The organism is Erwinia aeris, from assembly GCF_041224955.1.
Lineage (GTDB): Bacteria > Pseudomonadota > Gammaproteobacteria > Enterobacterales > Enterobacteriaceae > Erwinia > Erwinia aeris.
Genome location: NZ_JBGFFX010000001.1, coordinates 441,177 through 467,594, shown reverse-complemented (window position 1 = coordinate 467,594; position 26,418 = coordinate 441,177). Strand labels below are relative to the sequence as shown.

The 26,418-nt window shown below is 56.7% G+C and carries 20 protein-coding genes; 12 read left to right on the top strand and 8 right to left on the bottom strand.

Translation table 11 applies throughout. From position 1 onward, the window contains the following. Window positions 1-67 precede the first annotated feature (67 nt). On the bottom strand, window positions 68-1,225 hold the full coding sequence (locus tag AB6T85_RS02265) for a YbfB/YjiJ family MFS transporter (RefSeq protein WP_369894698.1): 1,158 nt from the start codon (window positions 1,223-1,225) through the stop codon (window positions 68-70). Window positions 1,226-1,312: 87 nt separating this feature from the next. Between AB6T85_RS02265 and AB6T85_RS02260 the strand changes: the two genes are divergently transcribed. The 3 genes from AB6T85_RS02260 (at window position 1,313) to zinT (ending at window position 3,233) form a co-directional block, all read left to right on the top strand. Beyond that, window positions 1,313-2,110 carry a helix-turn-helix transcriptional regulator gene (locus AB6T85_RS02260; protein ID WP_301729528.1) on the top strand — a complete coding sequence of 266 codons (798 nt, stop codon included), beginning with the start codon at window positions 1,313-1,315 and terminating at the stop codon, window positions 2,108-2,110. A 156-nt stretch (window positions 2,111-2,266) separates the two neighbouring features. Next, window positions 2,267-2,482 carry a YdgH/BhsA/McbA family protein gene (locus AB6T85_RS02255; RefSeq protein WP_253454060.1) on the top strand — a complete coding sequence of 72 codons (216 nt, stop codon included), beginning with the start codon at window positions 2,267-2,269 and terminating at the stop codon, window positions 2,480-2,482. A gap of 97 nt (window positions 2,483-2,579) precedes the next feature. Further along, complete coding sequence (zinT, locus tag AB6T85_RS02250; protein WP_369894697.1) at window positions 2,580-3,233, top strand: metal-binding protein ZinT; 654 nt, start codon at window positions 2,580-2,582, stop codon at window positions 3,231-3,233. A gap of 36 nt (window positions 3,234-3,269) precedes the next feature. Here the strand turns inward: zinT and AB6T85_RS02245 are convergent, their stop codons facing one another. Then, window positions 3,270-4,517: an aromatic amino acid transporter gene (locus tag AB6T85_RS02245; protein ID WP_253454058.1), complete on the bottom strand. Its 1,248-nt coding sequence runs from the start codon at window positions 4,515-4,517 to the stop codon at window positions 3,270-3,272. Between the two features lie 194 nt (window positions 4,518-4,711). Here AB6T85_RS02245 and AB6T85_RS02240 point away from each other — a divergent pair, with 194 nt between their 5' ends. Together AB6T85_RS02240 and AB6T85_RS02235 are read left to right on the top strand one after the other, a co-directional pair. Continuing rightward, window positions 4,712-4,966, top strand: coding sequence for a DUF2534 family protein (locus tag AB6T85_RS02240; RefSeq protein ID WP_369894696.1), 255 nt, complete (start codon window positions 4,712-4,714; stop codon window positions 4,964-4,966). A gap of 155 nt (window positions 4,967-5,121) precedes the next feature. Beyond that, window positions 5,122-5,913, top strand: coding sequence for an SDR family NAD(P)-dependent oxidoreductase (locus AB6T85_RS02235; RefSeq protein WP_369894695.1), 792 nt, complete (start codon window positions 5,122-5,124; stop codon window positions 5,911-5,913). 152 nt (window positions 5,914-6,065) lie between these two features. Here the strand turns inward: AB6T85_RS02235 and AB6T85_RS02230 are convergent, their stop codons facing one another. Further along, entirely contained in the window at window positions 6,066-6,980 is a 915-nt protein-coding gene (locus AB6T85_RS02230; protein WP_301250768.1) for a LysR family transcriptional regulator, read from the bottom strand. A 134-nt stretch (window positions 6,981-7,114) separates the two neighbouring features. On the opposite strand from AB6T85_RS02230, the gene AB6T85_RS02225 reads away from it, so the two are divergent. After that, window positions 7,115-7,861 (top strand): SDR family oxidoreductase, encoded by a 747-nt coding sequence (locus AB6T85_RS02225; protein ID WP_301250767.1) that lies wholly within the window; start codon window positions 7,115-7,117, stop codon window positions 7,859-7,861. Between the two features lie 30 nt (window positions 7,862-7,891). Here AB6T85_RS02225 and AB6T85_RS02220 read toward each other — a convergent pair whose 3' ends face one another. Beyond that, window positions 7,892-8,968, bottom strand: a complete 1,077-nt coding sequence (locus tag AB6T85_RS02220) for a YncE family protein (protein WP_253454048.1) — start codon at window positions 8,966-8,968, stop codon at window positions 7,892-7,894. Between the two features lie 306 nt (window positions 8,969-9,274). Here AB6T85_RS02220 and fhuE (AB6T85_RS02215) point away from each other — a divergent pair, with 306 nt between their 5' ends. Further along, complete coding sequence (fhuE, locus tag AB6T85_RS02215; protein WP_253454046.1) at window positions 9,275-11,416, top strand: ferric-rhodotorulic acid/ferric-coprogen receptor FhuE; 2,142 nt, start codon at window positions 9,275-9,277, stop codon at window positions 11,414-11,416. 72 nt (window positions 11,417-11,488) lie between these two features. Here the strand turns inward: fhuE (AB6T85_RS02215) and AB6T85_RS02210 are convergent, their stop codons facing one another. Both AB6T85_RS02210 and fhuE (AB6T85_RS02205) read right to left on the bottom strand, forming a co-directional pair. Further along, window positions 11,489-11,845: a cyclophilin-like fold protein gene (locus AB6T85_RS02210; RefSeq protein ID WP_301250765.1), complete on the bottom strand. Its 357-nt coding sequence runs from the start codon at window positions 11,843-11,845 to the stop codon at window positions 11,489-11,491. A 244-nt stretch (window positions 11,846-12,089) separates the two neighbouring features. Next, window positions 12,090-14,282, bottom strand: a complete 2,193-nt coding sequence (gene fhuE / locus AB6T85_RS02205; protein ID WP_301250966.1) for a ferric-rhodotorulic acid/ferric-coprogen receptor FhuE — start codon at window positions 14,280-14,282, stop codon at window positions 12,090-12,092. Between the two features lie 360 nt (window positions 14,283-14,642). Here fhuE (AB6T85_RS02205) and AB6T85_RS02200 point away from each other — a divergent pair, with 360 nt between their 5' ends. Together AB6T85_RS02200 and AB6T85_RS02195 are read left to right on the top strand one after the other, a co-directional pair. Further along, window positions 14,643-15,830, top strand: a complete 1,188-nt coding sequence (locus AB6T85_RS02200; protein ID WP_253454042.1) for a CynX/NimT family MFS transporter — start codon at window positions 14,643-14,645, stop codon at window positions 15,828-15,830. Between the two features lie 375 nt (window positions 15,831-16,205). Next, the gene (locus AB6T85_RS02195; RefSeq protein WP_253454040.1) at window positions 16,206-16,661 is read left to right on the top strand and encodes a hypothetical protein; all 456 of its coding nucleotides are present in this window, start codon (window positions 16,206-16,208) and stop codon (window positions 16,659-16,661) included. A gap of 92 nt (window positions 16,662-16,753) precedes the next feature. Here the strand turns inward: AB6T85_RS02195 and ahr are convergent, their stop codons facing one another. Both ahr and AB6T85_RS02185 read right to left on the bottom strand, forming a co-directional pair. Continuing rightward, window positions 16,754-17,770 carry an NADPH-dependent aldehyde reductase Ahr gene (gene ahr / locus AB6T85_RS02190; RefSeq protein WP_253454038.1) on the bottom strand — a complete coding sequence of 339 codons (1,017 nt, stop codon included), beginning with the start codon at window positions 17,768-17,770 and terminating at the stop codon, window positions 16,754-16,756. A gap of 165 nt (window positions 17,771-17,935) precedes the next feature. Further along, window positions 17,936-19,252, bottom strand: coding sequence for a methyl-accepting chemotaxis protein (locus AB6T85_RS02185; protein WP_253460967.1), 1,317 nt, complete (start codon window positions 19,250-19,252; stop codon window positions 17,936-17,938). Between the two features lie 278 nt (window positions 19,253-19,530). On the opposite strand from AB6T85_RS02185, the gene AB6T85_RS02180 reads away from it, so the two are divergent. The 3 genes from AB6T85_RS02180 to AB6T85_RS02170 are packed head-to-tail and all read left to right on the top strand — an operon-like array spanning window position 19,531 to window position 26,395. Beyond that, window positions 19,531-21,033 carry an SrfA family protein gene (locus AB6T85_RS02180; RefSeq protein ID WP_301250764.1) on the top strand — a complete coding sequence of 501 codons (1,503 nt, stop codon included), beginning with the start codon at window positions 19,531-19,533 and terminating at the stop codon, window positions 21,031-21,033. 2 nt (window positions 21,034-21,035) lie between these two features. Next, a complete protein-coding gene (locus AB6T85_RS02175; RefSeq protein WP_253460964.1) occupies window positions 21,036-24,017 on the top strand; it encodes a virulence factor SrfB in 2,982 nt (993 codons plus the stop codon). Then, the gene (locus AB6T85_RS02170; RefSeq protein ID WP_253454033.1) at window positions 24,014-26,395 is read left to right on the top strand and encodes a virulence factor SrfC family protein; all 2,382 of its coding nucleotides are present in this window, start codon (window positions 24,014-24,016) and stop codon (window positions 26,393-26,395) included. The genes AB6T85_RS02175 and AB6T85_RS02170 overlap by 4 nt, the downstream gene beginning before the upstream one ends. Window positions 26,396-26,418: the final 23 nt, after the last annotated feature.

Genomic DNA, 26,418 nt, shown 5'->3' with positions numbered 1-26,418 from the left:
GCTGCGGCGGAATGGCGAAGAAATTTGCCATAAAAAAGGCCGTGTTCGACACGACCTTGTCACTGATTTATGCAGTATTTTTAATGCCGAGCAGCACCAGGATGCCGCCGGCAACAAGCCCTGCCGCAGCCAGCAACAGCGCCGGTTCCAGCGAATGAAACAGCGTCACGCTTAACGACGACATCAGCGGTCCAGTCAGCTGCCCCGTTGCGTAACCGGAAGTCAGTACCGCTACCGTCCGCGCCACGGCACCCTGCGTAACTTCACGCGCCAGCCGCATCGAAAGCTGCATGATGGAAAGAAAACCCAGCCCGGTTAACAGCGTGGCGATAAGCAGCCCCTTCGCATCATGGAAAAAAACCACGCTGGCGACGCCCGCGCCCTGCACTATCATGGCCGTAACCAGCGCAGGCTGCGTACGGATACGCGCGGCAAAGGCAATAACCAGCAGCACACCCGCTACCGCCGCCAGCCCGAACAGCGGCCAGAAAAAGGCGGCCTGGTTGCCGACCGTAAAAATAGCGTGCGCCATCTGCGATAAAAACGTTGCCGGCAGAATATAGCCGAAGCCCGCCAGGCTATAGGCCGCCAGCAAAAGCTTCAGGTTGCGGTTTAGCGGCTCGGGTTTTATTTTGCCGTTGGTGGTCGCCAGCGTCTTTGGCAGCCGGGTAAAAATCATCAGGGCGGCAATAGTCGCCACCACGCCGTAAACCAGCCAGGCCTGTGAGGCATGAAAGCCCAGACAGGCCATCGCCCAGGCCAGCACGCCGGTTAAGGTAATCCCCACGCCGGGGCCGGTAAATACCGCCGCCGACAGTTTTGGCGCCTGCTTGCCCGCCAGCACCAGCTGTGTCCAGGAAGTCACGATAATCAGCGCCCACGCGCCGCCCACGCCAGAAACAAAGCGGAACAGGCATTGCAGCATAAAGCTGGAGGTAGCGGCGGAGAGCAGCGTAACCAGCACCGTCGCCATCAGGCCCGTTTTTAAATAAAAGGTATGATGGCGTTTTAATTTACTGACGTGGATGGCGCCCAGCAAATAGCCGATGTAGTTCATCGCCGCCAGGATCCCCGCGCTGGAAAGCGTAAGAAAGCCATCCTCAATCATTAAAGGGATTTGTGGCGTTAAAGAAAAACGGCCAATGCCCATCACGGCGACAAGGGTAATGATCCCCGTAAGCATGACGCCGGGCGCGCCGGTATATTGCGAGGCCTGAGTAGACATAATTTTTGCTTTGCTCCTGCGAAATATCTTAATCTGGCGGCCATACTATTTCGCAATCGCTGAATGAAAAATGGGGCGAATTATCCTATGACAGGCAGTCATACCCGGGAACGCAACGAGGATATTAAAAACTTCCTGACGCATCACCGTTCACGGCTTAATCCTGAAGATTATGGTTTTACGCTGCAACAGCGGCGGGTAAAAGGCCTGCGACGAGAAGAAGTGGCGCAGCTCGCCGCCGTCAGCGTCAGCTGGTATACCTGGCTTGAGCAGGGACGCGATATCAGTATTTCGCCCGCCGCGCTGAAGCGGATCGGCAACGTGCTGCAGCTTTCCACCACCGAACAGGATTATCTGGACAGGCTGATTTTCGGCGCGAAAAATGCACCGAAACCGGGCGCAATACCGCATGAGGTTAAAGTGATGGCGGACGCGCTGGCGCCGCATCCCGCGTTTATCCGGCGCGCCAATATGGATATTCTCTACTGGAACGAAGCGGCCAGAAGCCAGATTTTTGACTGGTCGACTATCCCCGAAGACGATCGTAACTCGCTGAAGCTGATGTTTATCAGCGACGACTATAAGCAAAAAATCCATCACTGGGAGCTGGCCGCGCAGCATACTATTGCCGCCTTTCGCACCTATTACGCTGCCAGCAACTATGCAGAAGATTTCGGGCGGGTGATTGACGATCTTACCGCCCGCAGCGAGGCGTTCCGGGAGATGTGGCATCGTCAGGACGTCAGCAAGTTCGGCACGGGCAACAAGGCTATTATCGATAGCCAGGGAAAAATCAGTCATTACACCTATAGCGCGCTGGAAGTGGAAAGCGCGCCGGGTATCTTTCTTATCTTTTATCTTTGCCGCGCTTCAGAACAGCCATAACCCTTATTTACAGGGCGTACGCGCCCTCTTCTTTTTCAGTTTTATTGATTAAGAATGGCAAAACTATCGGCTTTCAAACCCGCACCAACGCGCTTATCATTCCTTACATCAAGGCGACATGCCTTTAAATCTGATAATTAAAGTAAGGAATCTTCCATGAAAGCCATCAAAAAATTAGTTGTTTTTACCGCCCTTTCACTGATCTCTTCCGTGAGCTTCGCCCAAAGCGTCACCGCCTGTGCTTCCACCCTGGACGCCGCCGAAGCGCAGATTTCAGCTCAGGCAAAAGCGGCCAACGCCTCTTACCGCATTACCGAAGCCAATTATAACAACGGCGTTCATATGACCGCGGTTCTTTCTGCTAAAGAGTAATAGCCAGCTATGGCCTCCGTTACTGGCGGCGCAACTTCATTGCTGTCCGCCCAAATGTTATGTTATAACATTTAAAAATTACGGGACGGAGGATGGTATGTTGGCGGCAAAAGTAAAAAACGTGGGCCTGGCGCTAGGCGCCCTGCTGATGTGCGGACAGGTTTTTGCACATGGTGCCCACTCGCACGGTAAGCCATTGAGCGAAACCGAACAGAAAGCGGCGGAAGGCGTTTTTAATAACCAGGACGTTAAGGAAAGAAGCCTGACGGACTGGGACGGCGTCTGGCAGTCGGTCTACCCTCTGCTGGACAGCGGCGAGCTTGATCCCGTGCTGCAAAAGAAAGCCGAAAAAGATAAAAGCAAAACCGTTGAGCAGCTTAAAGCGTATTACCGCAAGGGCTATGCCACCGATATCGATACGCTGGCGATTGAAAACGATGTTATCGAGTTTCGTCGCGGCGACCAGGCCAGCAGCTGTCAATATCACTACAAGGGTCATCAGATCCTGACGTATGCTTCGGGAAAAAAAGGCGTTCGCTATCTGTTTGAATGCCGCGACGCCAACAGCAAGGCACCAAAATACGTGCAGTTCAGCGATCACACCATTGCGCCCCGCCAATCGGCTCACTTCCATATTTTTATGGGCAACACCTCTCAGGAAGCGTTGCTGAAGGAAATGGACAACTGGCCTACTTTTTATCCGTGGCAGCTGACCAACGCTCAGGTGGTTGATGAGATGCTGCATCACTAAAAAAACGGCCCGGTTAATACCGGGCCGGATAAATAGTTAACCGCGAAAAACAGGCAGCCAGCCAAGCCAGCTCAGTGTCCACGCCAGCACGTTCAGCCCGCCAAACAGCATTACAACGACAATGGCTACATTTTGCCTGCCGGCGTGCGTGGTCGCTTCCGGAAACTTCTGCTGCGCTTTTCGCGCCAGCAGCGCAGGCACAATCACCGCCCACAGCGTGGCGAACAGACCGGCAAAGCCAATCGCGGCGATAAAGCCGTTCGGAAACCACAGGGAAGCGCACAGCGCCGGTAAAAACGTCAGACAGGCCGTTTTTAATCGGCCCAGCCGCGTATCCGCCATCTGCAATCGGTCGGCAATAAAATCAAACAGCCCTGCCGTCACGCCAAGAAACGAGCAGATCACCGCGAAGTGCGAGAAGACATCCATCAGCAGCGCCAGCGCGCTGACGTGCAGATAGCGCCGTAAGGCCGCCATCAGCGCCTCGATATCCCCGCCCGCATCGATAATGGCAGGGAAAGAGGCGCGCGGAAGATTGCCCATCGTGCCGGTCAGCCAGAACAGATAGATCACCAGCGACATAAAAGTCCCCAGCATCAGCGCTCGATTTACCTGTTTTTTATCGCCCGCATAGTAGCCGATCAGGCCGCTGATATTGCCGTGATAGCCGAAGGAGGCAAGGCAGAACGGCAGCACCGCCAGCGTATAAGGCCAGTAGGCCTGCCCGGAGGCGCCGCTGTTAGCCAGCGTGGCAATATCCAGCTGCGTCAACAGTCCGCCAAACAGCGTCACCAGCAGCAGGATTTTCGCCAGCACGCAGAAGGTCATCAGTCGGCTGACGCCTTTGGTGCCCAGCCAGACCACTGCCGCCACGCACAGCGTGAGCATGATTTTGGCGTCCGCCACGGAAAGATGCAGACCCGCGCGATTTAAAGAGCTCTGGTAGACCGGCCCGCTGGCGGAGATATAGGCATAGGTAAGAATGCCCAGCACAAACAGAATGCTCAGCCCGTTTACGGCCGCCCAGCCGCGTCCGAGCAAATCGCGCGTGATGGTATCAAAACCGGCGCCCAGCGGATAATGCTGGCTGGCCTGCACAAACAGTAATCCTGTCAACAACATGCAGACCCAGCTGACCATCAGGATCAGCAATGACCAGCCGTACCAGGCGCCGGCCATGACCACGGGAAGCGTAAACATACCGGCGCCAACCACGGTTCCGCAGATGATCATCGCGCCCCACCATACCGAAGGCCGATGGCGGGCTAACGAACTCTCCCTCATAAGTTTCCTGCTAAATAAATGACGTTAAGCCCGCAATTCTACTGCAAATGCCCCGCTATAACTGTACATAATTCCGCCCGACGGCGAAAAACCGCACGCGGCTGAATTGAGGGGACGATTTTGCCGAGTTTCAGGAACGTTTTGCAAAGGGAGTTGTTATACTGCGGCGCACTATTTGCTTGTGGAAACGGGTTATGAAACGGAAAGAAACAAAGCGGTTTATCGCCGCGCTGGCTGTTGTGCTGGTTATCGCGCTTACCGTGATGTCGAAAGTAATGATCGGCGGCGCGATTGACGAATACCATATTCCTTTACACGACTGGTCAGCGGGCATGCTGGCGCCACAGCTGTTTATGATCGCCGTCTATTCGCTGGTCTTTACCGGCCTGCTGGCTATTCCGCTCTGGTACTGGTTTTTGGGCGAAAATATTGACTCAACCCGTCATTGAATCGCATTCAACAAAAATAAAATATTGATTTAAAATAGTTTATTTGAGAAGCCAGTGACAACGCGCCATTGAACGTGCGCAGGCCGCCCGCGTCCCGCTTTTTTGCTGCTACGGTTAAAAGACCGCTAACGCAGAATATAAAAAGAGGATCGGGCATGAATAAAATTGCATTGATTACCGGGGCTTCCAACGGGATCGGGCTGGAACTGGCCAGAATTTTTGCGAAAAATGGTTATGACATTGTGGCCGTAGCGCGCAATGAGGAAAAACTGCACAAGGCCTGTGAGGATCTGTGCGGCTACGGCACAAAGATCCACGCACTAAGCGTGGATTTAAGCCGCTATGATGAGATCGAAAAGCTGAAGCAGCGCATCGATAACGACGGGCTGGCGCTGGATGCGCTGGTTATTAATGCCGGTCAGGGGCTGGGCGGCCGCTTTATTGGCGGCACGGCGCTGGAAAAAGAGCTACAGCTAATCCGCCTTAACGTCGATTCTTACGTTCATATGGCTAAAATTTTCCTGCCTGCGATGATCGAACGTCAAAGCGGCCACGTCCTGATGACCTCTTCCATCTCCGGCACCTCGCCCATCCCTTTCGAGGCGATTTATGGCGCGAGCAAAGCCTTCGTCAATTCCTTCTTCTGGGCCATTCGCAACGAGCTGAAAGGCTCGGGCCTGAATATGACGCTGCTGATGCCCGGCGCGACGGAAACCAACTTCTTTAAGAACGCGGGCCAGGCCAATACCAAAGTCGGTGCCAGTCAGCCGACTAAACCGGCGGAAGTGGCCGAACGCGCCTGGTATGCATTGATGAGCGGTCATGAGTATGTTTACGGCAGCGATGAGGCGGAACATGAGGGCGACGTGCTGAACCGCATTCAGAGCGAATCGCAAAAGGCGCAGCGCCACCGCATTATTTCAGAGCCGGATTCGGCGTCACGCTAATCCTTCTGCCTGCCGGTAAAATCGGCAGGCGATGCTTATTTAATAAGCTATACCTTTGTCTTTGTTGAATAAAATTAAATTATGCCGTTATATATCCCCGGTAATTTTCTGACCCGGAGCTTTATCGTTTAATCCGTCTCAACATCAGTATTTCATTCACTTCCCACATTGATACGAGCCGGAAACGTCTCTGTTAACCAGTCGATAAAAACGCGCAGACGGTGCGTGACGTGGCGATTTTGCGGGTAAACCACATGAAAAGGATAAGGCGCTGGCCGCCACGCCTGCAGGATTTCCTGGAGCTGGCCGGTTCTCAACGCTTCGCAGGCCGCGTAGGTAAACGTCTGTACGATACCCAGTCCGGCCAGCGCTGCCGCCAGGTGCGCGTTGCTTTCGTTTACGCCGAGCCGGTACGGCGCTTTGATTTCCATTTTTTCTCCCTGCCGTGCGAAGCGAAACGGAAAAGCCCTGCCGCTGTCCGACGAGAGATAGCTAACCAGCCGATGGCCATTGTTCAGCTCCTGCGGGCTGGCAGGTACGCCGTAGCGCTTCAGATAGCCCGGCGTGGCGCAGGTAATCAGCGTGGCAAAACCAATCTGCCTGGCAACCAGCGATGAATCCGCAAGCGGGCCGCCGCGAATAACGCAGTCCACGCTGTCGCCGATGAGATCGACTGCGCGATCCGATACCCCCAGATCGATACGGATATCCGGATAGCGGGCCATAAATTCAGGCAACGCCGGGATCAGCACGTCACGGGCCGTAGAGCCGCCAATATCAATACGCAACTGCCCGTGCGGCTGGCCGCGAATAGCGGTAAAAGCGCCGTCAATATCTTCCAAATCCTTCAGGATCCGGGCGGTTTTTTCATAATACTCGCGTCCTTCGGGCGTGACGGTAACGCGACGGGTGGTGCGCTGTAACAGCCTGATACCCAGATGCGCCTCCAGCTGCTGCACCAGTTTACTTAGCGTCGCGTTGGGCATCGAAAGCGAATCCGCCGCGCGGGTAAAATTTCCCGTTTCCACTACGCGGGCAAAAGCCCGTATCGCCATAAGCTGATCCATCTCTTTTGTCCTGATTATTTCCGTACAGGGATAGTTATTTTCATTTTACAGGATTTATCAACAAAAGGCGGAAGGCTACAGTGCCTTCTCACCCGGACAAGCCGGGCCATTATCTGTCCACAGCGGAGAAGAAGATGAATGCACTGAATGGCAAGATCGCATTAGTTACCGGCGGCACATCGGGAATTGGCCTGGCGGCCGCGCATGAACTGGCAGCTCAGGGTGCACGCGTGTTTATTACCGGAAGGCGTCAACCCGAGCTGGACGCGGCCGTCGCCGCCATCGGTACGGCGGCAACGGGCATTCGCGCCGATGCCGCCGTGCTGGCCGATCTGGATAGGGTTTACGCCACTATCGCGGAAAAAGCGGGCCGTCTGGATATTCTGTTCGCCAATGCGGGCGGCGGCGATATGCTGCCGCTGGGCGCCATCACCGAGGCGCATTTTGATCGGATATTTGGCACCAACGTGCGCGGCGTGCTGTTTACCGTGCAAAAAGCGCTGCCGCTGCTGAGCGATGGCGCTTCGGTGATCCTGACCGCCTCCACCACTTCCGTTCAGGGGACGGCCGGCTTCAGCGTCTACAGCGCCAGCAAAGCGGCGGTACGCAACTTTGCACGATCCTGGTCGCTGGATCTGAAAGAACGCGGTATTCGGGTTAACGCCATCAGCCCCGGCCCGGTAAAAACGCCTGGCCTGGGTGGATTAGTCAGTGAAGAGGAGCGCCAGGGATTGTTTGATTATCTGGCGGCTCAGGTGCCGCTGGGGCGCCTGGGCGAAGCGGAAGAGATTGCTAAAGCGGTCGCTTTTCTGGCTTCCGATGCGGCCAGCTTTATCAACGCGAGCGAACTGTTTGTCGATGGCGGTATGGCGCAGGTGTGATAATCAGGCGGCCCGCAGGCCGCCTCTTTCTTATTTCAGCGCGATACGGACTACGCTGTCCTTGCCTTTAGTCGAATCATCTTTGTTGAAATCCTGCTTGAGCGTGACGTAAAGCGTCTGCCCGTCCGGCGAAACCAGCAGGCTGTTCGGGCTGCTGTCGAACGACCAGCTGTTTTTCACCGCATAGCTGGTGGCGTCCAGCTGCAACACCTTTCTGGATTCGCGCTGGCTGATATACAGCTCGTTGCGCTTCGCGTTGAACTTGATGCCCAGCGCGTCGCCTTCGATGCGTTTGATCACTTTGCCGCTGCGCTCGTCGAACACCAGCGTGGTTTTCGCCTTTGAGTTGTCGGTGACGAACAGGCGGCCGGTGGCCGGATCTTCCGCCAGGTTCAGCAGCAGATAAGCTTTGCCATCGCCCGCCGTCCAGCGTTTTTCAATTTTCTGCGTGCGCGGGTTGATCACCAGCACTTCGCCGCCGCCGTTAGCCGCATAAAGACGATCGGTCACCGGCGAATAAATAATGCCCGTCACCCACTTGCCGGCGTTCCTGATGGTCTTGCTTAGCTTCAGCGTTTTGGCATCCACCACCCAAATGACGCCCGGATCGCCCACGCCGCCCACGTAAAGCTTCCCTTCGTGCCAGAAAATTTCACGCGCACCGTAAGGCGAGCCGTCTTTGCCCTTCTCGCTGAATGCCAGACGTTTCAGCACTTTGCCGCTCTCTGCATCCACCTTAGAAATAGTACCGTCGAGCGAGTTAGTGGTGTAGAACACGCTGCCGTCCGGCTCGACCGCCATACCAAAGTTTTTCAGATCGGTGTGAGTTTCACCGGTGGTTGCCAGCGTGGCGGGATCCAGACGATACAGAATGCCGCCGTTAACGTTTTTAAAAGATTGCGCGCTGGCGACGTAAAGCGCTTTCGGCGTCCAGGCCATTTCATACAGTCCATCGCCCAGCGCGCGCTCGGCAGGCTGCGCTTGCGCTTTGGCCGTCGCGGCAGAATTAACGGGCGCTTCTGGTTTTTTTGCCGGGGTCTGACAGGCGGCCAGACTGAATGCAGCAACGACCGCAAGGGCTGCTTTACGCGGGCTAAAAGATTTCATGCAGGACTCCATCAATGGATAAACGGCCTGATAGCCGATAAAAAGAATGAGAAGCATACGCATTAGCAAAGGAGATGTAAATCTGCGCCATGCGTCAGACGGGATGAAGCGGCACGGCTAATGAGTTTTCCCTGTAAAAATAACAAGTTGTTACACTTTGCTGACAGGTTGTTTAGAGACTACTTAAAAGCAAATACTTATCATTAACATTCTCACTGCGATCTCCCCGCTGCGTGGCGCAGCCGGAGCGCCGTGAATGCACGTCCCACCGGACAATAAAAAGCAGTGGCCTATTGTGAGAATTTTATGTTTTTAAACCTCAGGGGAAACGGTGCGCGAGCGCCGGTATTTACCGTCTCGTTGCTGGCGCTGGCTATCCACGCCCTGCTCACTCCGGCCCTGGCCGAAGAGTCTGCTATGGTCGTTAACGCGGCTTCTGACGACGGCAGCGCCAGCGAACAGCAGGATTACAGCGTTAAAACCACGCGCGCCGGCACAAAAATGCTGATGACGCCGCGCGACGTGCCGCAGTCGCTCAGCGTGGTAACGAAGCAGCGTATGGCGGATCAAAATTTGCAGTCGGTCGGCGACGTACTGGATAACACCACCGGCATCGCCAGCGAGGTTATCGATAGCGAACGCTCCGCTTATTTTTCACGCGGCTTCCAGATCACTAATTTTACCTACGACGATATTCCGACCTCCGTCAGCGATACCTGGAACTTTGGCGATGCGGCGGAAGATACCGCCATCTATGAGCGTATTGAAGTGGTGCGCGGCGCGACTGGCCTGATGACGGGCGCAGGCAGCCCTGCCGCTTCGGTTAATATGGTGCGCAAACATGCCGACAGCAAAACCTTTACCGGCAACGTGTCGGCCAGCTACGGCAGCTGGAACAAGCAGCGCTACGTGGTTGACGCTTCCGGCCCGCTGAGCGAGTCCGGCAACGTGCGCGGCCGCGTGGTGGCGGGCTATCAGGATGGCGACAGCTGGCTGGATCGCTACCATAAAACTAAAAAATTTATCTACGGGGTTATCGATGCCGATGTGACCGACAGCACCACGGTTTCGCTCGGCTATGACTATCAGCAGACCCATACCGGCAATCCAACCTGGGGCGGCCTGCCGACCTGGTACAGCAACGGCACGCGCACGCATTACGATCGCAGCACCAGTACGGCGGCGGACTGGACGCGCTATAGCGTGGACTCGCGCAAAGTGTTCGCTAATCTCAGCCATCAGTTCGACAACGGCTGGATCTTCCGCGCCGACGGCACCCATGCGGAAGAAACCTTTAACGACAAGCTGCTTTATTTGCAGCAGTGGCCGGATGAACAAACGGGCGAAGGCACGACTGGCTTCGGCAGCAAGGACAGAGGCAAGCGCAAGCTGGATGCTTTCGATACCTATGCCAGCGGCCCGTTCAGGCTGTTTGGCCGCCAGCACGAGCTGGTGGTGGGCGGAAGCTACAGCCGTCAGCATAATGCGACCTACAGCGCCGACGGCCCTTACGACGAAGGCCAGATCGGCAGCTTCCACGACGGCTGGAACGGCGATGCGGACGAGCCTGCCTGGGGCGACTGGTATCAGAACGCGGACGATATGGTCAGGCAGAAAGCGCTGTACAGCGCCGCCCGCTTCTCGCTGGCCGATCCGCTGTCGCTGATTGTCGGCGCGCGCTATACCCAGTGGAGCACCACCGGCAGCAGCGGCGATGTGAAAAAGAACAACATCACGCCGTACGGCGGGCTGGTGTATGACATTAATGATACCTGGTCAGCCTATGCCAGCTATACCTCGATCTTCCAGCCGCAAACGTATCGCAGCAAAGACGGCGGCTATCTTTCGCCTGTGACCGGTAAAAATTACGAAGCGGGCCTGAAATCCGCCTGGGACGATGGTCGCCTGACCGCCACTTTTGCCCTGTTCCGTATTGAACAGGAGAACGCTGCCGAAGCGGATGGCGACAATTATGTGAACGGCTCCAGCGAACAGGCTTATGTTGCGACCAAAGGCGCAGTGAGCAGAGGCGCGGAATTCGAGCTGAACGGCGCGGTAACGGATAATCTGCAAATGACGTTCGGCGCGACGCGCTTTGTCGCGACGGACTCCACCGGGCGCTACAACAGCCAGATGCCGCAAACCCAGCTGAAGCTGTTTACCCGCTACCGTTTGCCGATGCTGCAGCAGCTGACCGTCGGCGGCGGCGTAAACTGGCAGAACCGCACTTTCCAGGACGCAACCGGCCCGGACGGCGAAACCAAACGGCTTTATCAGGGCAGCTATCCGCTGGCTAACCTGTTTGCCCGCTACCAGGTAACGAAGCAGCTGGCCGTGCAGGCCAACGTCAATAATCTGTTTGATCGCACCGAGTATACCTGGCTAAGCGACTCCGCCGTTTACGGCCAGCCGCGCAACTATGAGGTTAATCTCTCTTATACGTTCTGATTTTTTGGCATATACCCGGCGCGAAGCCGGGTTTTCATAATATGCCCCACAAATTGTGGCGCTGTCCGGCCCTCACCCTTTTTCGACCAGCTCAAAGGTGGCCATAAAGGAGGATCTGTTTAGCGGCAGCTTCTCAATGCTGTCCAACTGTCCCAGCGTCACAAGCCCGGCGGCATAGCCAGAATCCTTGTAGAAGATAGCCAGATTGCCCCAGGGCGCATAAAAAGCGATATCGCCTTTTAAGGCACGGGTGCCCTCAGGCGATCCCTCTACTGAGAGTTTTGCAGGAAGATCGCTGATTTTTTCAGTCGCTGCGTAGTCGTTTAATTCCAGCGTTAGCGGCAGCATAGCCGCAAAATCCCTGGCCGCCTCGCTGTCATTCAGCGAGGCCAACAGAATAACGTTATCAATAACCATATTTATTTTCATGTTTTTCTCCCTGAGCGCGCACGCAGCCTCAGATAGCAAAGGATCAGCCGTTCCCGACTAACGTGTAGCGGTTTTTAAAGGGAACTAGTTTTAGCAGAGGCGCCAGGAAGGTTGAATGACTGTTTTAAGCATGCAGTAATGAGGATCGTTCATTAATGACCGCCGAGTATAAAGAGAAAGATCCCCGCATTGATTTACCGGCAAAAAAATAGCTCCCGCAGGAGCTATCTTTATCTGTGCCGCATCAGAACTTATAGCTGGCCGTTAATGAGAAATTACGCGGTTCGCCGTAAACGATATATTGGTTCACGCTGGTGTCATATTCTTTATCAAACAGGTTATTGATATTGGCCTGTAGCGTCAGCTGCTTAGTCACCTCATAGCGGCTGAACAGGTTCACCAGCGCATAGCTGCCCTGCTCCGCGTGCCAGGTGCCGTTGCCTTCCGGCGCGGGCACATCCTTCCAGACGTGCGTCTGCCAGTTTACGCCGCCGCCGACCGTCAGCGCCTGGAGCGACGGCAGACGATAGCTGGTGAACAGCTTCAGCGACGTGCGCGGCAGCTGAGGGTTAACCGCTTCGTCTTCGCTGTCTTCCGCTACATAACGGGTACCGCCCACGGTCATTTGCCAGTTATCGGTCAGCGCGCCGTTCACTTCAAATTCAATCCCGCGGCTCACGGTGCCCGATTTGCCTACGTAGGCGGTATCGGTCGATCCGGCAATGATCTGTCCGGTGCTCTGGGCTACGTTGTCCTGTTCGATGCGGAACACCGACAGCGAGGTCGTGAGGCGGCTGTTCATCCAGTCAGACTTCAGGCCTGCCTCGTAGTTTTTCCCCACCACCGGCGACAGGTAGCTGCCGTTGATATCACGATAGGTCTGCGGCTGGAATACCGAGGTATAGCTGCCGTAGGCTGACCAGTTTTCGTTGATGTCATACACCAGGCCGCCGTACGGCGTGATGTTGTTTTTCTCCATATCCTGGGTCAGCGTATTGGTGCTCCAGCGCGTATAGCGCGCGCCGAGGATCAAATGCAGCGGATCGGCCAGGGTAATGCGGGTTGCCATATAGGCGGATTTCTGACGCGTCACGTCTTCCTGCGCGAGCGTTCGCTCGCTCCATTCTGTTTCCGGGTATTGGCCGTTATAACTGTTGAAATCGCCCAGCATCTCTGAGGAAATGTTGTCAAAAGCGCTGTAATAAGTGTTCTTCTGCTTGCTGTAGCTGACGCCCGCCATCAGCTCGTGCTGGCGACCAAACAGCTCATAAGGGCCGCTGGCGAAGGTATCGACCGAGTCGACCTTGCGTTTACCGGTGTTATAACCGGTGCCGCCTACGACCGGGTAATCCGCATAGGAAGAGACGCCCGCGCCGGTGTTCTTATCGAAGAAACCGTCGATATAGAGCTGACGGCTGTCAAGGAAGGTTTCGTTATGGGTGCCGTTTAGCGTCAGCATCCAGCCATTGTCAAAACGCTGCTTCAGGTTAACAAAAACCTTTTTGCTTTCTTTATCGTTATAGGCCCACTCTGGCGCCGTGTTATAGCCGCGACGATAGTCGGTGGGCGATCCATCGCTATGCCAGCGAGGCACGCCGCTCCAGGTTGGGCTGTCCGCGTTGGTTTGCTGGTATTCATAGCCAACGGAAAGCGTGGTGTAATCGGTCAGATCGGCATCCACCACGCCGTAGATAAATTTCTTTTCGGCGCCGTAGCGCTCAACGAAGCTGTTGTTGTCCTGATAACCGGCAACTACACGGCCTCGTACGTTGCCGGATTCGCTCAGCGGCGAAGAGAGATCGGCTACGTAACGCTGCTTGTCCCAGCTGCCGTAAGTGGCGGAAAGCTCGCCCGTCGCGGTTTTGCTGTCCGCATGTTTGCGCACCATATTGACCGCGGCGGAAGGGTTGCCCGCGCCGGTCATCAGGCCGGTTGCGCCACGTACGACTTCGATACGCTCGTACAGTGCCGTATCAGACTGGGCGTCGCCCAGATTCCAGCGCCCTTCAAATACGGTCGGGATGCCATCGACCATATAGTTGTCGATCAGGAAGCCACGCGAGTAATAGGTGCGGCGATCCATATCCGCTACGGACTGCATCACGCCCGTTGTATTGTTCAACACATCGCCCAGCGATTGCAGCTGCTGATCTTCCATGCGCTGCTTGCTGATAATACTGACTGACTGGGGAATATCGCGCGCAATCATCGGCATTTTGGTGCCCGAAGAGGTGACGGGAACGCTGTAATCGGTAGCGGAGGTATCGGTGACATTATCTGACGCGGCGCTCACCGTAAGCGTTTGTTCTGCGGTTTCCGCCGCTGCTGCCTGAGGCATCTGTAACGCCACGGCGACCAGCGCGGCGACGATGGAGTAAGAAGTGGCTACGCCGCCGTGCCGGCGGATTTCCCTGTTAATGTGCTGAGCAAAAAACATCACTACCTCGATCTTGTCATTAACGGCCTGAGCCGTTTAGCCACTGTGATTTTTGTTTTATGGAACGCTTTTACCGACGCTGCTACCCCGGCGATCGCCGAATGATACGGCCATCTACAAATGCGAATGAGAACTATAATTTTTTTTATTTCTTATGTAAAAGACTATTAATGAACTTTTCAGGATTTTGTAAGACGTAAGCCATGACGGGTAAACCGGCTACATAAGGGCATTCTGAAAAGGTTTACAACGGCGCTTTTTAGCCGTTAACATAGCGCCCAGACAGCCGGGCCAGCTCGGTTGCGTAAGCGTTAACGTCAACCAACGCATAATCAGCGGGCCGCGCCTGCTCTTTTTGCGATGTCGATAATGTCCCCAATTTTTACCCGTTCCGGTTTTTTCCTTACTGTTTTACTGCTTACCGCAGCCTGTTTGCGCGCCCCCCTGACGTCGATTGGCCCGGTGCTGGAAGATATTCGCCTGACCTTTAGCCTGACGGCTACCGACGCTGGCCTGCTTAATTTTATTCCGCTGATGATGTTTGCCCTGCTCGCGCCACCTGCAGCGTGGTCAGGCAATCGCTTTGGACTGGAGAAAACGCTGTGGCTCGCGGTCTGGCTGATCTTATCCGGTTCCGCTCTGCGCATTGCCGGCAGCAGCGCTGCGCTATGGCTGGGCACGGCGATCCTGAGCGGTGGTATTGCCGCCGCCAACGTGCTGCTGCCGCCGCTGATTAAGCGTGATTTCGCCCGGCATTCCGCCCGCTATATCGGTCTTTATGCCTGTGTCATGTCGATTACCGCCAGCCTGGCTTCCGGTATCGCGGTGCCGCTGGCATCGTTAACGAATGCGGGCTGGTTTTTTTCGCTGGCCGTCTGGCTGATCCCGGCGGCCATCGCGCTGGCGGCCTGGCTACCGCTGCTGAAACGCGCCCGGCAACGACAAACGACGCGCACACCGCTGGCGGTTTCTACGCTGCGCTCGCCGTGGCGTGCCGCATTAGGCTGGCAGGTTTCGCTGTTTATGGGATTGCAGTCGCTGGCCTTTTACACGCTGATTGCGTGGTTTACGCCCTGGGCTGAGGCGCAAGGATTCAGCCAGTTTGCCGCCGGCTGGCTGCTGTTTCTCTATCAGATTGTGGCAATCGTCGCCAATCTTGCCTGTATGCGGGCGCTGAAACGCCTGGCCGATCAGCGCGCTATCGCCCTGCTGGCTTCGCTGGCAATTTTTACCGGGCTGTGCGGCCTTTATCTGTTCCCTGCCCTGGCCGTGTTTTGGTTGATTATTGCCGGACTGGGCGCGGGCGCCTCTTTGGTGATAAGCCTTTCTCTGTTTGGTCTGCGTTCGGGCGATCATCATCAGGCTTCGCGCTTATCAGGCATGGCACAATGCGTAGGTTACGGTCTGGCCGCGCTGGGCCCGCTGGTTTTCGGCGTGCTGCACGAGCATTTTGACAGCTGGTCGGCCCCGCTGCTGTTTATGATTGCGTTAAGCCTGTTACAGGTGGCGATTGCGCCGCTGGCGGGAAGAAATAAGGTGATAGGTTAAGCCATTTGCCGCTTCGTTCCTGATTCGAAGCGGCACTTTACCCGCAAAAAATGCCTTTCTTACTGATAGTCTGTATCTGATTTAGCTGCGTTTTAGCCTGTATGAATGCGTGTTATCTCTGGGGTTCAGGTATGGGATTATTATCAGCACCTTTAGTATGATGTAACTAAAGTGCGATCATGACTCCCGTTAGCCGGTTTTTATCCATCACGATTATCGGAAAACTGAGATCTTGCCTGCTCAGGCACGTCAGGTCTTTGTCTGCGCCGGTTAAAAAATGCGATAAGGCACATTTTAAGAAGAGACCTGACTGTTTTCAGACGCGGCCAGGCGCTAAAATAGCGCCTTAAAAGCCGTAGAGGATAGTGAGGTATAATGATCTGTCGTTTCACCCTGGCCGTAGCGATGGCCGCCATAACCCTGACCGGCTGCACCAGCCACAAGAAAGATGAACCGGCCACAACATCGATAACGGCATCGGCTAAAGATTTCTTTAAAGGCCCGGCCGTGGTTTCGGCCGAAGATTTCTCCACGGGGCCAACTCAGGTTGACGTTTCCCACGTGACCAGCCGTACCGATGACGGCTCTGCCGTTTATGTCACAGTGGACGGTAAAGATGCCGGCGCGCTGATCCGCGGTCAGAGCCTGCAACTGCATTTGCCCGCAGGCGAGCACCAGGTTGGCGGCTATGTCCCTACCCTGCTCGGCTTTGGGCGTGTCACTATCCCGGCGGTAAAAGTGACCACCACGCCGGAAAAAGTAAAAAAGGTAGCCTACTCCACCGGCCTGAAGACCCCTGCTTTTACTGAAACGGACGCAGGCCAGGGCTAAGTACACATCATGGTTGTATCCGGCCAGGGCAGGCTAAAAAAAACGGCGACCGCAGGGTCGCCGTTCAGCATATCAGCAGCTAAAAGACCGCATCAGAAATCCGCTTTCAGCACCACACGATAGTTCGCCTTACCGGCGCGCACGTGATCCAGCGCTTCATTGATTTTTGACATCGGGAAATACTCCACGCGCGGCGCGATATCGCGGCGTGACGCCAGCTTCAGCAGCGAGCGCAGCTGGCCCGGAGAACCGGTAGACGAGCCGGTCAACGCTTTATCGCCCATAATTAGCTGGAAAGCGGAGACTTCAAACGGTTTCAGCACGGCGCCCACGGTGTGGAATTTGCCCTGCGGCGCCAGCGCGTCGAAGTAAGGTTTCCAGTCCAGATCCACTGCTACAGTGCTGATAATCAGATCGAAACGGCCCGCCTGGCTTTTCAGCGCTTCCGGATCGCGGCTGTTGATGACCTCGTCAGCGCCCATTTCCAGGATGGACTGCTTTTTATCTGGCGTGGAGCTGAACGCCACCACTTCCGCGCCCATCGCGCGCAGGATCTTGATAGCGATATGGCCCAGGCCACCAATGCCGATGACGCCCACGCGGCTGGTCGCCGTGACGTTGCTCATCAGCAGCGGTTTAAAGACGGTGATGCCGCCGCACAGCAGCGGGCCAGCGGTCGCCGCGTCCAGGTTTTCCGGCAGCGGAATAACCCATTGCCAGTCGGCGCGAAGCTTCTCGGCAAAGCCGCCGTTGTTCAGAATGGTAGGGATTGAACCCTGCTCGCAGTTAACCTGCTCGCCATTAATACAGGCGTCGCAGTGCTGACAGCTTTTCGCCGTCCAGCCAATGCCCACGCGCTGGCCAACGGAAAGCCCTTTGGACTTCGCTGCTTCGCCCATGGCGGACACGCGACCAATCACTTCATGGCCGGCAATAGTCGGATAGCGTGAGATGCCCCACTCGTTATCGATCATTGAGAGATCGGAATGGCAGACGCCGCAATATTCCACTTCGACTTCCACTTCCTCGGCGCTCAGCTCCGGCGCATCATACTCATACAGCTCCAGGGCCTTACCGGCTTCCATCGCTGCATAGCTTTTGATTTTCATGCTCTCTTCCTCTGTTTCGTTAACGGACTGAGTTTAGCAAAGCTCGCCGGATGGTCAGGGAGCGAAACGAGTCATTAGCGGCAGGGAGTGTATCAGGATGTAAAAATTGACGATCTGCGCCGCAATATGTCCACTATTGCGGCAGCCCGCCGGAAGATGAAGCCGCTATTTGGTCAGATGCTGCGTCACGTTGCCGATGGCGTCAACCACCTGCTCGGAGTTGTTCTGAATATTTACGATAACGTCGCCCGCTTCTTTTACCAGCGCCACGCCGCTGTCGGCCCGCGCCAGGTTTGCGGTAATATTTTTTTGCGCCAGCTGTGCCAGCTGCTGGTTACGATCGACCACGCTCGCGATCTCCTGGCTGGCGCTATTGATATTGGCCGCCAGGCTGCGCACCTCGTTAGCCACGACCGCAAAGCTGCGTCCATGCGTGCCCGCTCTGGCCGCTTCAACGGCGGCGTTTAACGCCAGCAGGTTGGTCTGATTGGCAATAGAACGGATCGTTTCCACTATCTCGCCAATTTGCGCGGACTGGGAGCTAAGGCCGTTGATGTCTCCTGAGACTTTATGCATCTCGCTGGCGACTTCGTTCATGCGCGCCACGCTGTTTTCAATCACGCTGACGCCGAGCCGCGTGTTTTGACTGGTTTCCACCGCCGCTTTATACGCGTGATCGACCGCTTCGCGCTCCTGCTGGTTTTTCTCTACCTGTGCCGTTACGTCGGTAGCGAATTTGACAACCTCATAAAGCTCGTTGTTAGCATCGAAAATCGGGTTATAGGTGGCGCGTAGCCAAATCGTTTCGCCCTTGCTGTTAACGCGGGGGAATTGCCCGGCGACAAAGTCGCCCTTTTGCAGCTTGTGCCAGAACTCGCTGTATTCACGGCTATTATACACTTCCGGCGCGCAAAACATGCGGTGATGACGCCCGATAATTTGCTCATGGCTATAGCCGGTGGTTTTTAAAAAGTTCTGGTTGGCGCGTAATACTTCACCCTTCAGGTTAAAAGCAATCACCGCCATTGAGCGGCTGATAGCAGTCGTCATCGCCCGCTGCTCCTGCGCATCCTGAATATGGCTAGTAATATCGGAGGCTAGCTTAACGATTTTAATCACCCGGCCGTGGCGATCCTGTACCGGCACATAGTTAGCTTCAAGCCAGATCGGGCGCTGATTTTTTGCCAGCCGCAGGAACTTATCGCTGAAACTTTCGCCACGCGCAAGGCGCTGCCAGAACTGACCATATTCCGGCGAGTGAATCAGCTCGTCGGTACAGAAAAGCCGATGATGCTTGCCAACGATTTCGCTCAGTTTGTAGCCCATTGTCTCTAAAAAAAGTGCATTTGCCGTCAGGATATGACCCTGTGGCGTAAATTCGATCATGGCGATGGCGTTGTTCAGCGAGCTGAGCGTTGCGCGTAAATGGCTGGCGTTGGATTTCAGCCAGGATAATATCCCCGATTTGGTAGAGCCGATCATGTTGTAACCTTTTGTCATATTTATGGTATTCGTCACAAAATCGTTATCGGCACTTTGGGTAAAAAATTAACCTCGGCCGCGCCTGTTATTGCGATAGGCGCTGCTTTTTCCAGCTATTTTCCTTAAAAATTAACCTGTTCCTGACTTTTTTTTGCGTCATGAGCTGAGTAAAACACGCTTTACCCTCTTATTTCTGCATTTGATTTAAGTCCACTCGACTACAGTAAATAGAAATTTGGATTAAAACTTATTGAATCCTGACTAAAAAAGGTCTTTGCGTGGCTAAACTATTTTTACGCAGCGGAAGCCTGGACGCGGTTCTGCCTCTTGGCGAAAACGGTCAGCCCGTTTATTTATCAGCCCTGCAGCTGCGCGAGACGCTGCGCCTGCGGAAACAGCAGCAGATAGCTGACTGCCTGGCTATCCCTCAACCCAACGATGCCGGTGACCGTCTGGACTGGTATTCGCCCATTTCCGGCAAAGTTATCTCCTGGGCTGCGGCCAGCGACAGCGCACGCGCGCACGCGTTAAATCAGCTGGTTGCCTGTCAGCAAACGGTGGCCGACCTGTGCCAGCGTGCGCTGCAGTCGGATAAAAACAGTCAGAAACTTTTTGGCGCGCTGCTGGCTAAAGCGATTCAGTTTCCCGATCAAAACTTTGTCTATCTGGTCGGCGGCAAACCCGTTCTGACCTTCTGGGGATTTGTCAGCCTTGAGAAAAAAGGCCAGCTGGATCCGCTGGATTGTCTGCGCGCCGTCGAAGAAGAAGTGCCGTTGACGCTGTCGAAAATGACGGCGGCCGCGCCGGTGGTTGCCGTCGCGCCTGCGGTAAGCGCGCCGCCTGTCGCTGCCGCCGTCGCGCCTGTCGTTACGCCTGTCGTTACACCTGCCATTGCGGCTTATCAGACCTCCGCCGAGCCGGAAAATGCGCCTGAGCCGCCGCCCGCTGCATCAGCGCCCGTTAAACCCGAGCCTGTGAAAAATACGGCTAAGCAAAACCTGCTGCGCTATGGCTGGATACTGCCTGCTGCCGCGCTGCTGGTTGTGTTTGGCGTGCAGATGAAAAACTATTTTTCCGCCATGCGTCAGGAAGTGACAGCGTCACAAGCCGCGAACGTAAATGAGCCGAAACCTGCGGTTGCGCCCGAGAAAACCGCTGCTGATATCAAGCAATCTGCTGCCGAACCGGCTAAACAAACCGCTGAGACGAAGCCGGCTGCCGATGCGGCTAAACAACCTGCCGAAACGCAGCCTGCTGCTGATGCGGTTAAGCAGTCTGCCGTTGCGCTGCCGGTAGCACCCGCCAGCGTCGCGGCCGTTACGGTGACGCCGGCGCAGTCCGCTGCTGAGACCACGCCAGCCCCGGTTGAACAGCCGCCTGCCGTGCCTGCGGGTAAAGATGATTTAGTGCTGCCTGCGGACGCGGTCAAGCTAGGCTCTACCCGTTTCCTTAACGGCAACTGGCGCGTGATTGTCGGCATTAAAACCCCGCTCACCGGCAAGCCGCCCGTGCTGCGCTATCAGCTGCGCAACGGCAAAGGCCAGGCGCAGATGACCCAGGGCGACGGCACGGTTTGTCGCGTGGAGGTCTACGCGGGCGTGATGAAATCCGGCAACCTGGTAATCAATAGCCGCACCCGAGCAAAATGCAGCGACGGTTCGCGCTACCACATGCCCGAGCTGACCTGTGTACAGGGCGCCGAAGGCACCGCCGCCGCCTGTAGCGGCCAATATGATGCCGATACCGTATTACCGATGACGATGAAGCGCGAGAGTAAATAATGATGCTGGCGACCGCAGATTTTAAACCGAACATGACGCTGATTCAGAACAGCGGCATCCAGTTCCTGGATTTTGCCCTGACGCCGGATCCGGAAAACGATTTGCCGGGCAAATTTGTCCGCCAGACGGCCAACGGCCCGCTGCTGCGTCTGAACTTTAACGCGCAGAGCGGCAAATATTTGCTGCCGATCGCGGTGGGCGGCATGCCGGAAGTGGTGAAGCCCGAGTTTAGTTTCCCGCTGGCGCAGTCGCTGGCGCTGCTGGACGGCGTGTGGCTGCCGCTGCCCTTCTTTCGCTTTAATCCGCCCCGCACTTTTATCGGCGGGCCTGATAACTGGGCGCGCGTGCAGATTGTCGCGCTGGATAAGCCCGATCAAAACGGCAAGACGCATCGCATTTGCCTGGCTTTCGAAACCCGCACCTGGCAGGAAGGCGAAGACGAGTCGCTGGCGCTGGTGGAGAGCGACGTCAAAAACGGCGTCAGCTTCGCGCTGGCTTATCGCAGCAACGAGCTGGGCGAGTTTCTGGATCATACCTGGATCGACGGCTGGCTGCGCGAGGTCTTCAGCCAGCAGGCCGCCGCCGTCGAGCAGCGTCCGCAGGTTAATATCCGCACAGCGCTGCGCGAATTCGAATACCAGGCCCATTACCTGAATATTCTGCATATGCTCGGCCACCAGCTGGCGATGCCGGAGCTGAAGATCAGCGCCGCCACGCTACAGGAGCCGGCCATCCCGGTCGATTTGATCCTGGACGTTGGCAACTCGCATACCTGCGGCATTATGGTGGAAGATCACGTTGACGATCATCACGGCCTCAAGCACACCTATGAGCTGCATCTGCGGGATCTGGGCACGCCGCACCGCGTCTATAACGAGCTGTTCGAGAGCCGCGTTGAATTTGCCCAGGCCAGCTTTGGCAAGCAGAACTTCTCGATGGAAAGCGGACGCGATGACGCCTTTATCTGGCCTTCGATTACCCGCGTAGGCCGCGAGGCGAGCAACCTGGCGCTGCAGCGTTTAGGCACGGAAGGCGCAACCGGCATTTCCAGCCCGCGCCGCTATCTTTGGGATGAGGATGCCTACACGCCAGGCTGGCGCTTCAGCCGCACGCCGGGCAACGCCGCGCTGGAGCCGCTGGCAACCGCCGCGCCGCTGACTAATCTGGTTAATGACGAAGGCGAGCCGCTGTTCAGCCAGCCGCTGGAGGAGCGCCTGCCGGTCTTTACGCCGCAGTACAGCCGTAGTTCCGTAATGACGTTTATGCTTGGCGAACTGTTGGCGCAGGCGCTGCTGCAAATGAACAGCGCGCTGCAGCGCCAGAAGATGCTGCACAGCAGCGCGCCGCGCCAGCTGCGTAATATTATCCTGACGCTGCCTTCCGCTATGCCTAAACCGGAGCGCGAGATTTTCCGTCGTCGGATGCAGGAAGCGATCGCGCTGATCTGGAAAGCGATGGGCTGGCATCCGGCGGATGACGACTTTACCAGCGCCAAAGACAAGGCAAAAAGCAGCGTGCCGGTGCCGGAAGTCCAGATGGAATGGGACGAAGCGACCTGCGGCCAGATGGTTTATCTCTATAACGAAACGCAGGTGAACTTCGGCGGTCGCGCCGAGGCGTTCTTTGTCAGCATGGCGCGCCCCGATCGCGTTCGCGCGCCCGACGAGCCGGTGGGCAAAACGCTGCGTATCGCCTCCATTGATATCGGCGGCGGCACCACCGATCTGGCGATCACCCAGTATCGCCTGGATGACGGCGTCGGCAACAACGTGAAGATTATGCCGCGCCTGCTGTTCCGCGAAGGCTTTAAGCAGGCCGGCGACGACATTCTGCTGGATGTGATCCAGCTTTACGTGCTGCCCGCCTTGCAGCACGCGTTCAAAGAAGCCGGTATGGTGAACCCGGAAGGCGTAATGACGCGGCTGTTCGGCCATGAAGGTCGTCTGGACGGACATTCCACGCTGCGTCAGCAGGTTACGCTGCAAATTTTCATTCCGGTAGGCCAGGCGATTCTGGAAGCCTATGAAAAATTCGATCCGCTGGAGCTGAACGCCGAGCTGGATGCCCGCTTTGGCGAGCTGCTGGCCCAGGCGCCGACGCAAAAGCTGCTCGACTATATCAACCGCGAGATCCAGCGCGAGCTGCCGAACGAGGCGGAAGCTTTCGATCTGCTGCGTGTCCCGCTGGTGGTCAGGCTGAGCAAGCTTCATGCGGAGTTCCTGTCGCCGCGTATGAATATTACCCAGAGCCTGCGCTCGATGTCGGAAGTGGTCGCCGTGTATGACTGCGATGTGCTGCTGCTGACGGGTCGCCCTTCGCGCTTCCCTGGCGTGCAGGCGCTGTTCCGCCATCTCCAGCCGCTGCCGGTCAGCCGTATTCTGTCGCTGGACGGCTACCACACCAACGACTGGTATCCCTTTAACAAACAGGGCCGGATTGAGAACCCGAAATCCACGGCGGCGGTCGGCGCTATGCTGTGCCTGCTGTCGCTGGATTTAAGGCTGGCGAACTTCTGGTTTAAGGCAGGTGATTTTCAGCCGTACTCCACTATTCGCTATCTGGGCATGCTGGACGGTAACGGCAGCCTGAGCGCCGAGAACGTCTGGTATGCCGATATCGATCTGGATGACGATAATTTCCGGCTCGACCCACGCGAGCGTTTTCAGGTTCGCGGCGCGCTGACGCTGGGATTCCGGCAGCTGGATAACGATCGCTGGCCCGCTTCGCCGCTTTACACCCTGTCGATCGCCGATCCGCAGCTGGCCCGCAGCGTGGCAGGCGACAAGGTGCTGAAGATCAAGCTGGCGGTGGCGGAAACCAAAGGCGAATTCGGCCCGGAAAGATTTGCTATTGCCGAGGCAACGCTGGACGACGGCAGCCGCGTGCCGCTGGAACATCTGCGGCTCAGGCTGAATACGCTGGCCAGCAGCGGCTCAGGATTAACCCATTACTGGATTGACAGTGGGAGCGTATATAAAAAATGAAAGCGTTGACGCCTAAGCCATCGGGGCAGTTCGGCAAAAAACTGGAAAACGTGACCAAGGGTATCGATCGCGCGCTGATTTGGCTGGAAAGCGCCCGTACCACCGCCCCACGTCTTAATATGGAAGCGGATCGCCTTGGCGTCCGGCTGCGGCATCAGCATAACAAGGCAACCCGGCTGAATGAGGCCGCGAGCAATGAGTGCGCGGTCGGCTTTTTCGGCCTGGCGCAGGCGGGCAAAGCCTGGCTGATCGCCGCGCTGGCCGCCAGTGAAAAAGGCCGGATGGAGCTGGCGCTGGGCAATACCACCTTTGACTATGCGCAGCTTAATCCGCAGCAGCAGAGCGCCACCATGGTGATGCGCTTCAGCGGCCGGCAGACCAGCACCGATAACGAATGGCCGGTGCAGCTGTCGCTGATGAGCGAAGAAGAGATCGCCGGCGTGCTGGCGCAAATCTGGGCCAAACGCAGCGGCAGCGAAACCATCGCGCTGGATGAGCAGCAGATTGCCGAGCGCATGAAAAGCGTCGCCGTTTATCGCCAGGCGCAGAGCGTGGAAGGCATGAGCAGCAATAACGTGGTGGCGCTGTGGCACCGTCTGAACGCCGCCCAGATTTGCCGCAGCAAGGCGCTGGAAAGTCATTTCTGGCCGCAGGCCGTGGAGCTGGCGCCGATGCTGGGCGTGGACGATCGCGCCCGCCTCTTTTCCCTGCTGTGGAATGAAGACCGCGATCTTTCCGCGCTTTATCGCCAGCTGGCGCACGTGCTGCATCATCTTTCCGGCGCGCGACGCGTGCTGGCGCCCATCAGCACGGTGGACGATCCCGGCCTGAGCGTATTAAACAGCAGCGGCCTGCGCTATTTTAACGCCTCATCGGATCGCGTTATTCAGGTAGTGCCGCAGCATAACGGCCGCAGCCTGAGGCCGGTTAACCTGGCGCTGGGCGAGCTGAACCTGCTGAGCCGCGAAGTGCTGCTGCCGTTCTACAGCGCGCCGCGTGAAAACCTGTTTGAACAGGTCGATCTGCTGGACTTTCCCGGTTTTGAAGAACCGTCAGTTCTGCCGGATGACAGCGCGCACGAACTGGCGCTGGCCTTTACCACCGCCAAGCGTCCTTTCCTGTTAACCCGCGCCGCAGAACGGCAGGATGTCGACTTGCTGATGGTCTGTAACGCTTCCAGCCAGCGCGCGGATACCCGCATCGTGGGCCGTGTGCTGGACAACTGGGTGAAGCAGACCCAGGGCCAGCCGCACAGCGGCCGCAAACCTGCGCTAATCTGGGCGCTGACGCCTTTTGACCAGCGTATTACGCACGGTCAGAACCACGACGCCGCCGTACAGCGCTACGTGGGCAATCCCGGCGATGCCTGGGGCACCATGCTGACGATGGACGATAAGGGCGTGAAGCGGATGGCGGGCTGGCTGACCAGCGAAGTCAGCCGCGAAAACAAAATGACGCGCTTGCAGGAACAGCTCAGCGAGATCCGTCGCGAGCTGAGCGATAACCTGCTGGGCCGCTGGTATCTGGCGGCGGAAAAAGAGGAGCCGGAGGCCCGCCTGCGCGTTGCCGAATCGCTGCTGAAGGCGTTGCAAACCAGAACCGGCGTGCACGGCGAGCTGCTGGAGCGGCTGCTGCCGACGCGCGAAACGCTGCGTCACCTGTTTATGCAGCAGCAACACCCCGCCGAGCGCCGCAGCAACGAAGAGTATGCCCTGACGGAAGAGGATCCCTTCGGCATTGGAATGAGTATCGATCTGTTGAGCAACGATCCTTTACCGCTGCCGCTGGATGCGCAGCAAACGGGCGAGGAGAGCGAAGCGGAAAATGGCTTTGCGCAACAGGTCTACCGTTACTGGATCAACCTGCTGGGACAGCTGCCCGAACAGGACGCGCTGCTGGAGCTGCTGGGCGTGACGCGCCCCACGCTGGAGATGCTGACCGAAGAGCTGACCACGGCCAGTATTCGTCTGGATATTGAAGGCGCGCTGGTGAAAATCCTGACGGATAAAGATGCGGCGAATACCCCGGCCGAGATGCTGGCCGATCGCCAGGTCTCCCGCGCGCTGAGCGTGCTGGGCGATTTCGTCGCCTGGCTCGGCTTCCAGCATCTGCCAGAGTCGGCGCGCCCCGACAGTAAAATCAATCGTGGCCAGAAGATCTTCGCCCGTCCGGAAACCCAGGCCGCCAGCCTGGGGCCGGGCCAGCGGCTGACAAAGCTGGCGCTGAAGCCTAATAACCATGCCGCCTACTATATCTATGACTGGCTGGTGGGGCTGAATGAAACCATTCTGCTGAACGCCGGTTATTCCGCCGCTCGGGAGATTGACGGCGAGCACCGCGCGCAGCTGGCTGAGATTTTGAAGCAGACAGGTAAGTAGCAGGCACGGGAGAAAGCCGTTGC

Bases quoted from the DNA above. Each gene is read 5' to 3' on its own strand.
- AB6T85_RS02265 (WP_369894698.1), bottom strand. From the start codon at position 1,225: ATGTCTACTCAGGCCTCGCAATATACCGGCGCGCCCGGCGTCATGCTT.
- AB6T85_RS02260 (WP_301729528.1), top strand. From the start codon at position 1,313: ATGACAGGCAGTCATACCCGGGAACGCAACGAGGATATTAAAAACTTC.
- AB6T85_RS02255 (WP_253454060.1), top strand. From the start codon at position 2,267: ATGAAAGCCATCAAAAAATTAGTTGTTTTTACCGCCCTTTCACTGATC.
- zinT (WP_369894697.1), top strand. From the start codon at position 2,580: ATGTTGGCGGCAAAAGTAAAAAACGTGGGCCTGGCGCTAGGCGCCCTG.
- AB6T85_RS02245 (WP_253454058.1), bottom strand. From the start codon at position 4,517: ATGAGGGAGAGTTCGTTAGCCCGCCATCGGCCTTCGGTATGGTGGGGC.
- AB6T85_RS02240 (WP_369894696.1), top strand. From the start codon at position 4,712: ATGAAACGGAAAGAAACAAAGCGGTTTATCGCCGCGCTGGCTGTTGTG.
- AB6T85_RS02235 (WP_369894695.1), top strand. From the start codon at position 5,122: ATGAATAAAATTGCATTGATTACCGGGGCTTCCAACGGGATCGGGCTG.
- AB6T85_RS02230 (WP_301250768.1), bottom strand. From the start codon at position 6,980: ATGGATCAGCTTATGGCGATACGGGCTTTTGCCCGCGTAGTGGAAACG.
- AB6T85_RS02225 (WP_301250767.1), top strand. From the start codon at position 7,115: ATGAATGCACTGAATGGCAAGATCGCATTAGTTACCGGCGGCACATCG.
- AB6T85_RS02220 (WP_253454048.1), bottom strand. From the start codon at position 8,968: ATGAAATCTTTTAGCCCGCGTAAAGCAGCCCTTGCGGTCGTTGCTGCA.
- fhuE (WP_253454046.1), top strand. From the start codon at position 9,275: ATGTTTTTAAACCTCAGGGGAAACGGTGCGCGAGCGCCGGTATTTACC.
- AB6T85_RS02210 (WP_301250765.1), bottom strand. From the start codon at position 11,845: ATGAAAATAAATATGGTTATTGATAACGTTATTCTGTTGGCCTCGCTG.
- fhuE (WP_301250966.1), bottom strand. From the start codon at position 14,282: ATGTTTTTTGCTCAGCACATTAACAGGGAAATCCGCCGGCACGGCGGC.
- AB6T85_RS02200 (WP_253454042.1), top strand. From the start codon at position 14,643: ATGTCGATAATGTCCCCAATTTTTACCCGTTCCGGTTTTTTCCTTACT.
- AB6T85_RS02195 (WP_253454040.1), top strand. From the start codon at position 16,206: ATGATCTGTCGTTTCACCCTGGCCGTAGCGATGGCCGCCATAACCCTG.
- ahr (WP_253454038.1), bottom strand. From the start codon at position 17,770: ATGAAAATCAAAAGCTATGCAGCGATGGAAGCCGGTAAGGCCCTGGAG.
- AB6T85_RS02185 (WP_253460967.1), bottom strand. From the start codon at position 19,252: ATGATCGGCTCTACCAAATCGGGGATATTATCCTGGCTGAAATCCAAC.
- AB6T85_RS02175 (WP_253460964.1), top strand. From the start codon at position 21,036: ATGCTGGCGACCGCAGATTTTAAACCGAACATGACGCTGATTCAGAAC.
- AB6T85_RS02170 (WP_253454033.1), top strand. From the start codon at position 24,014: ATGAAAGCGTTGACGCCTAAGCCATCGGGGCAGTTCGGCAAAAAACTG.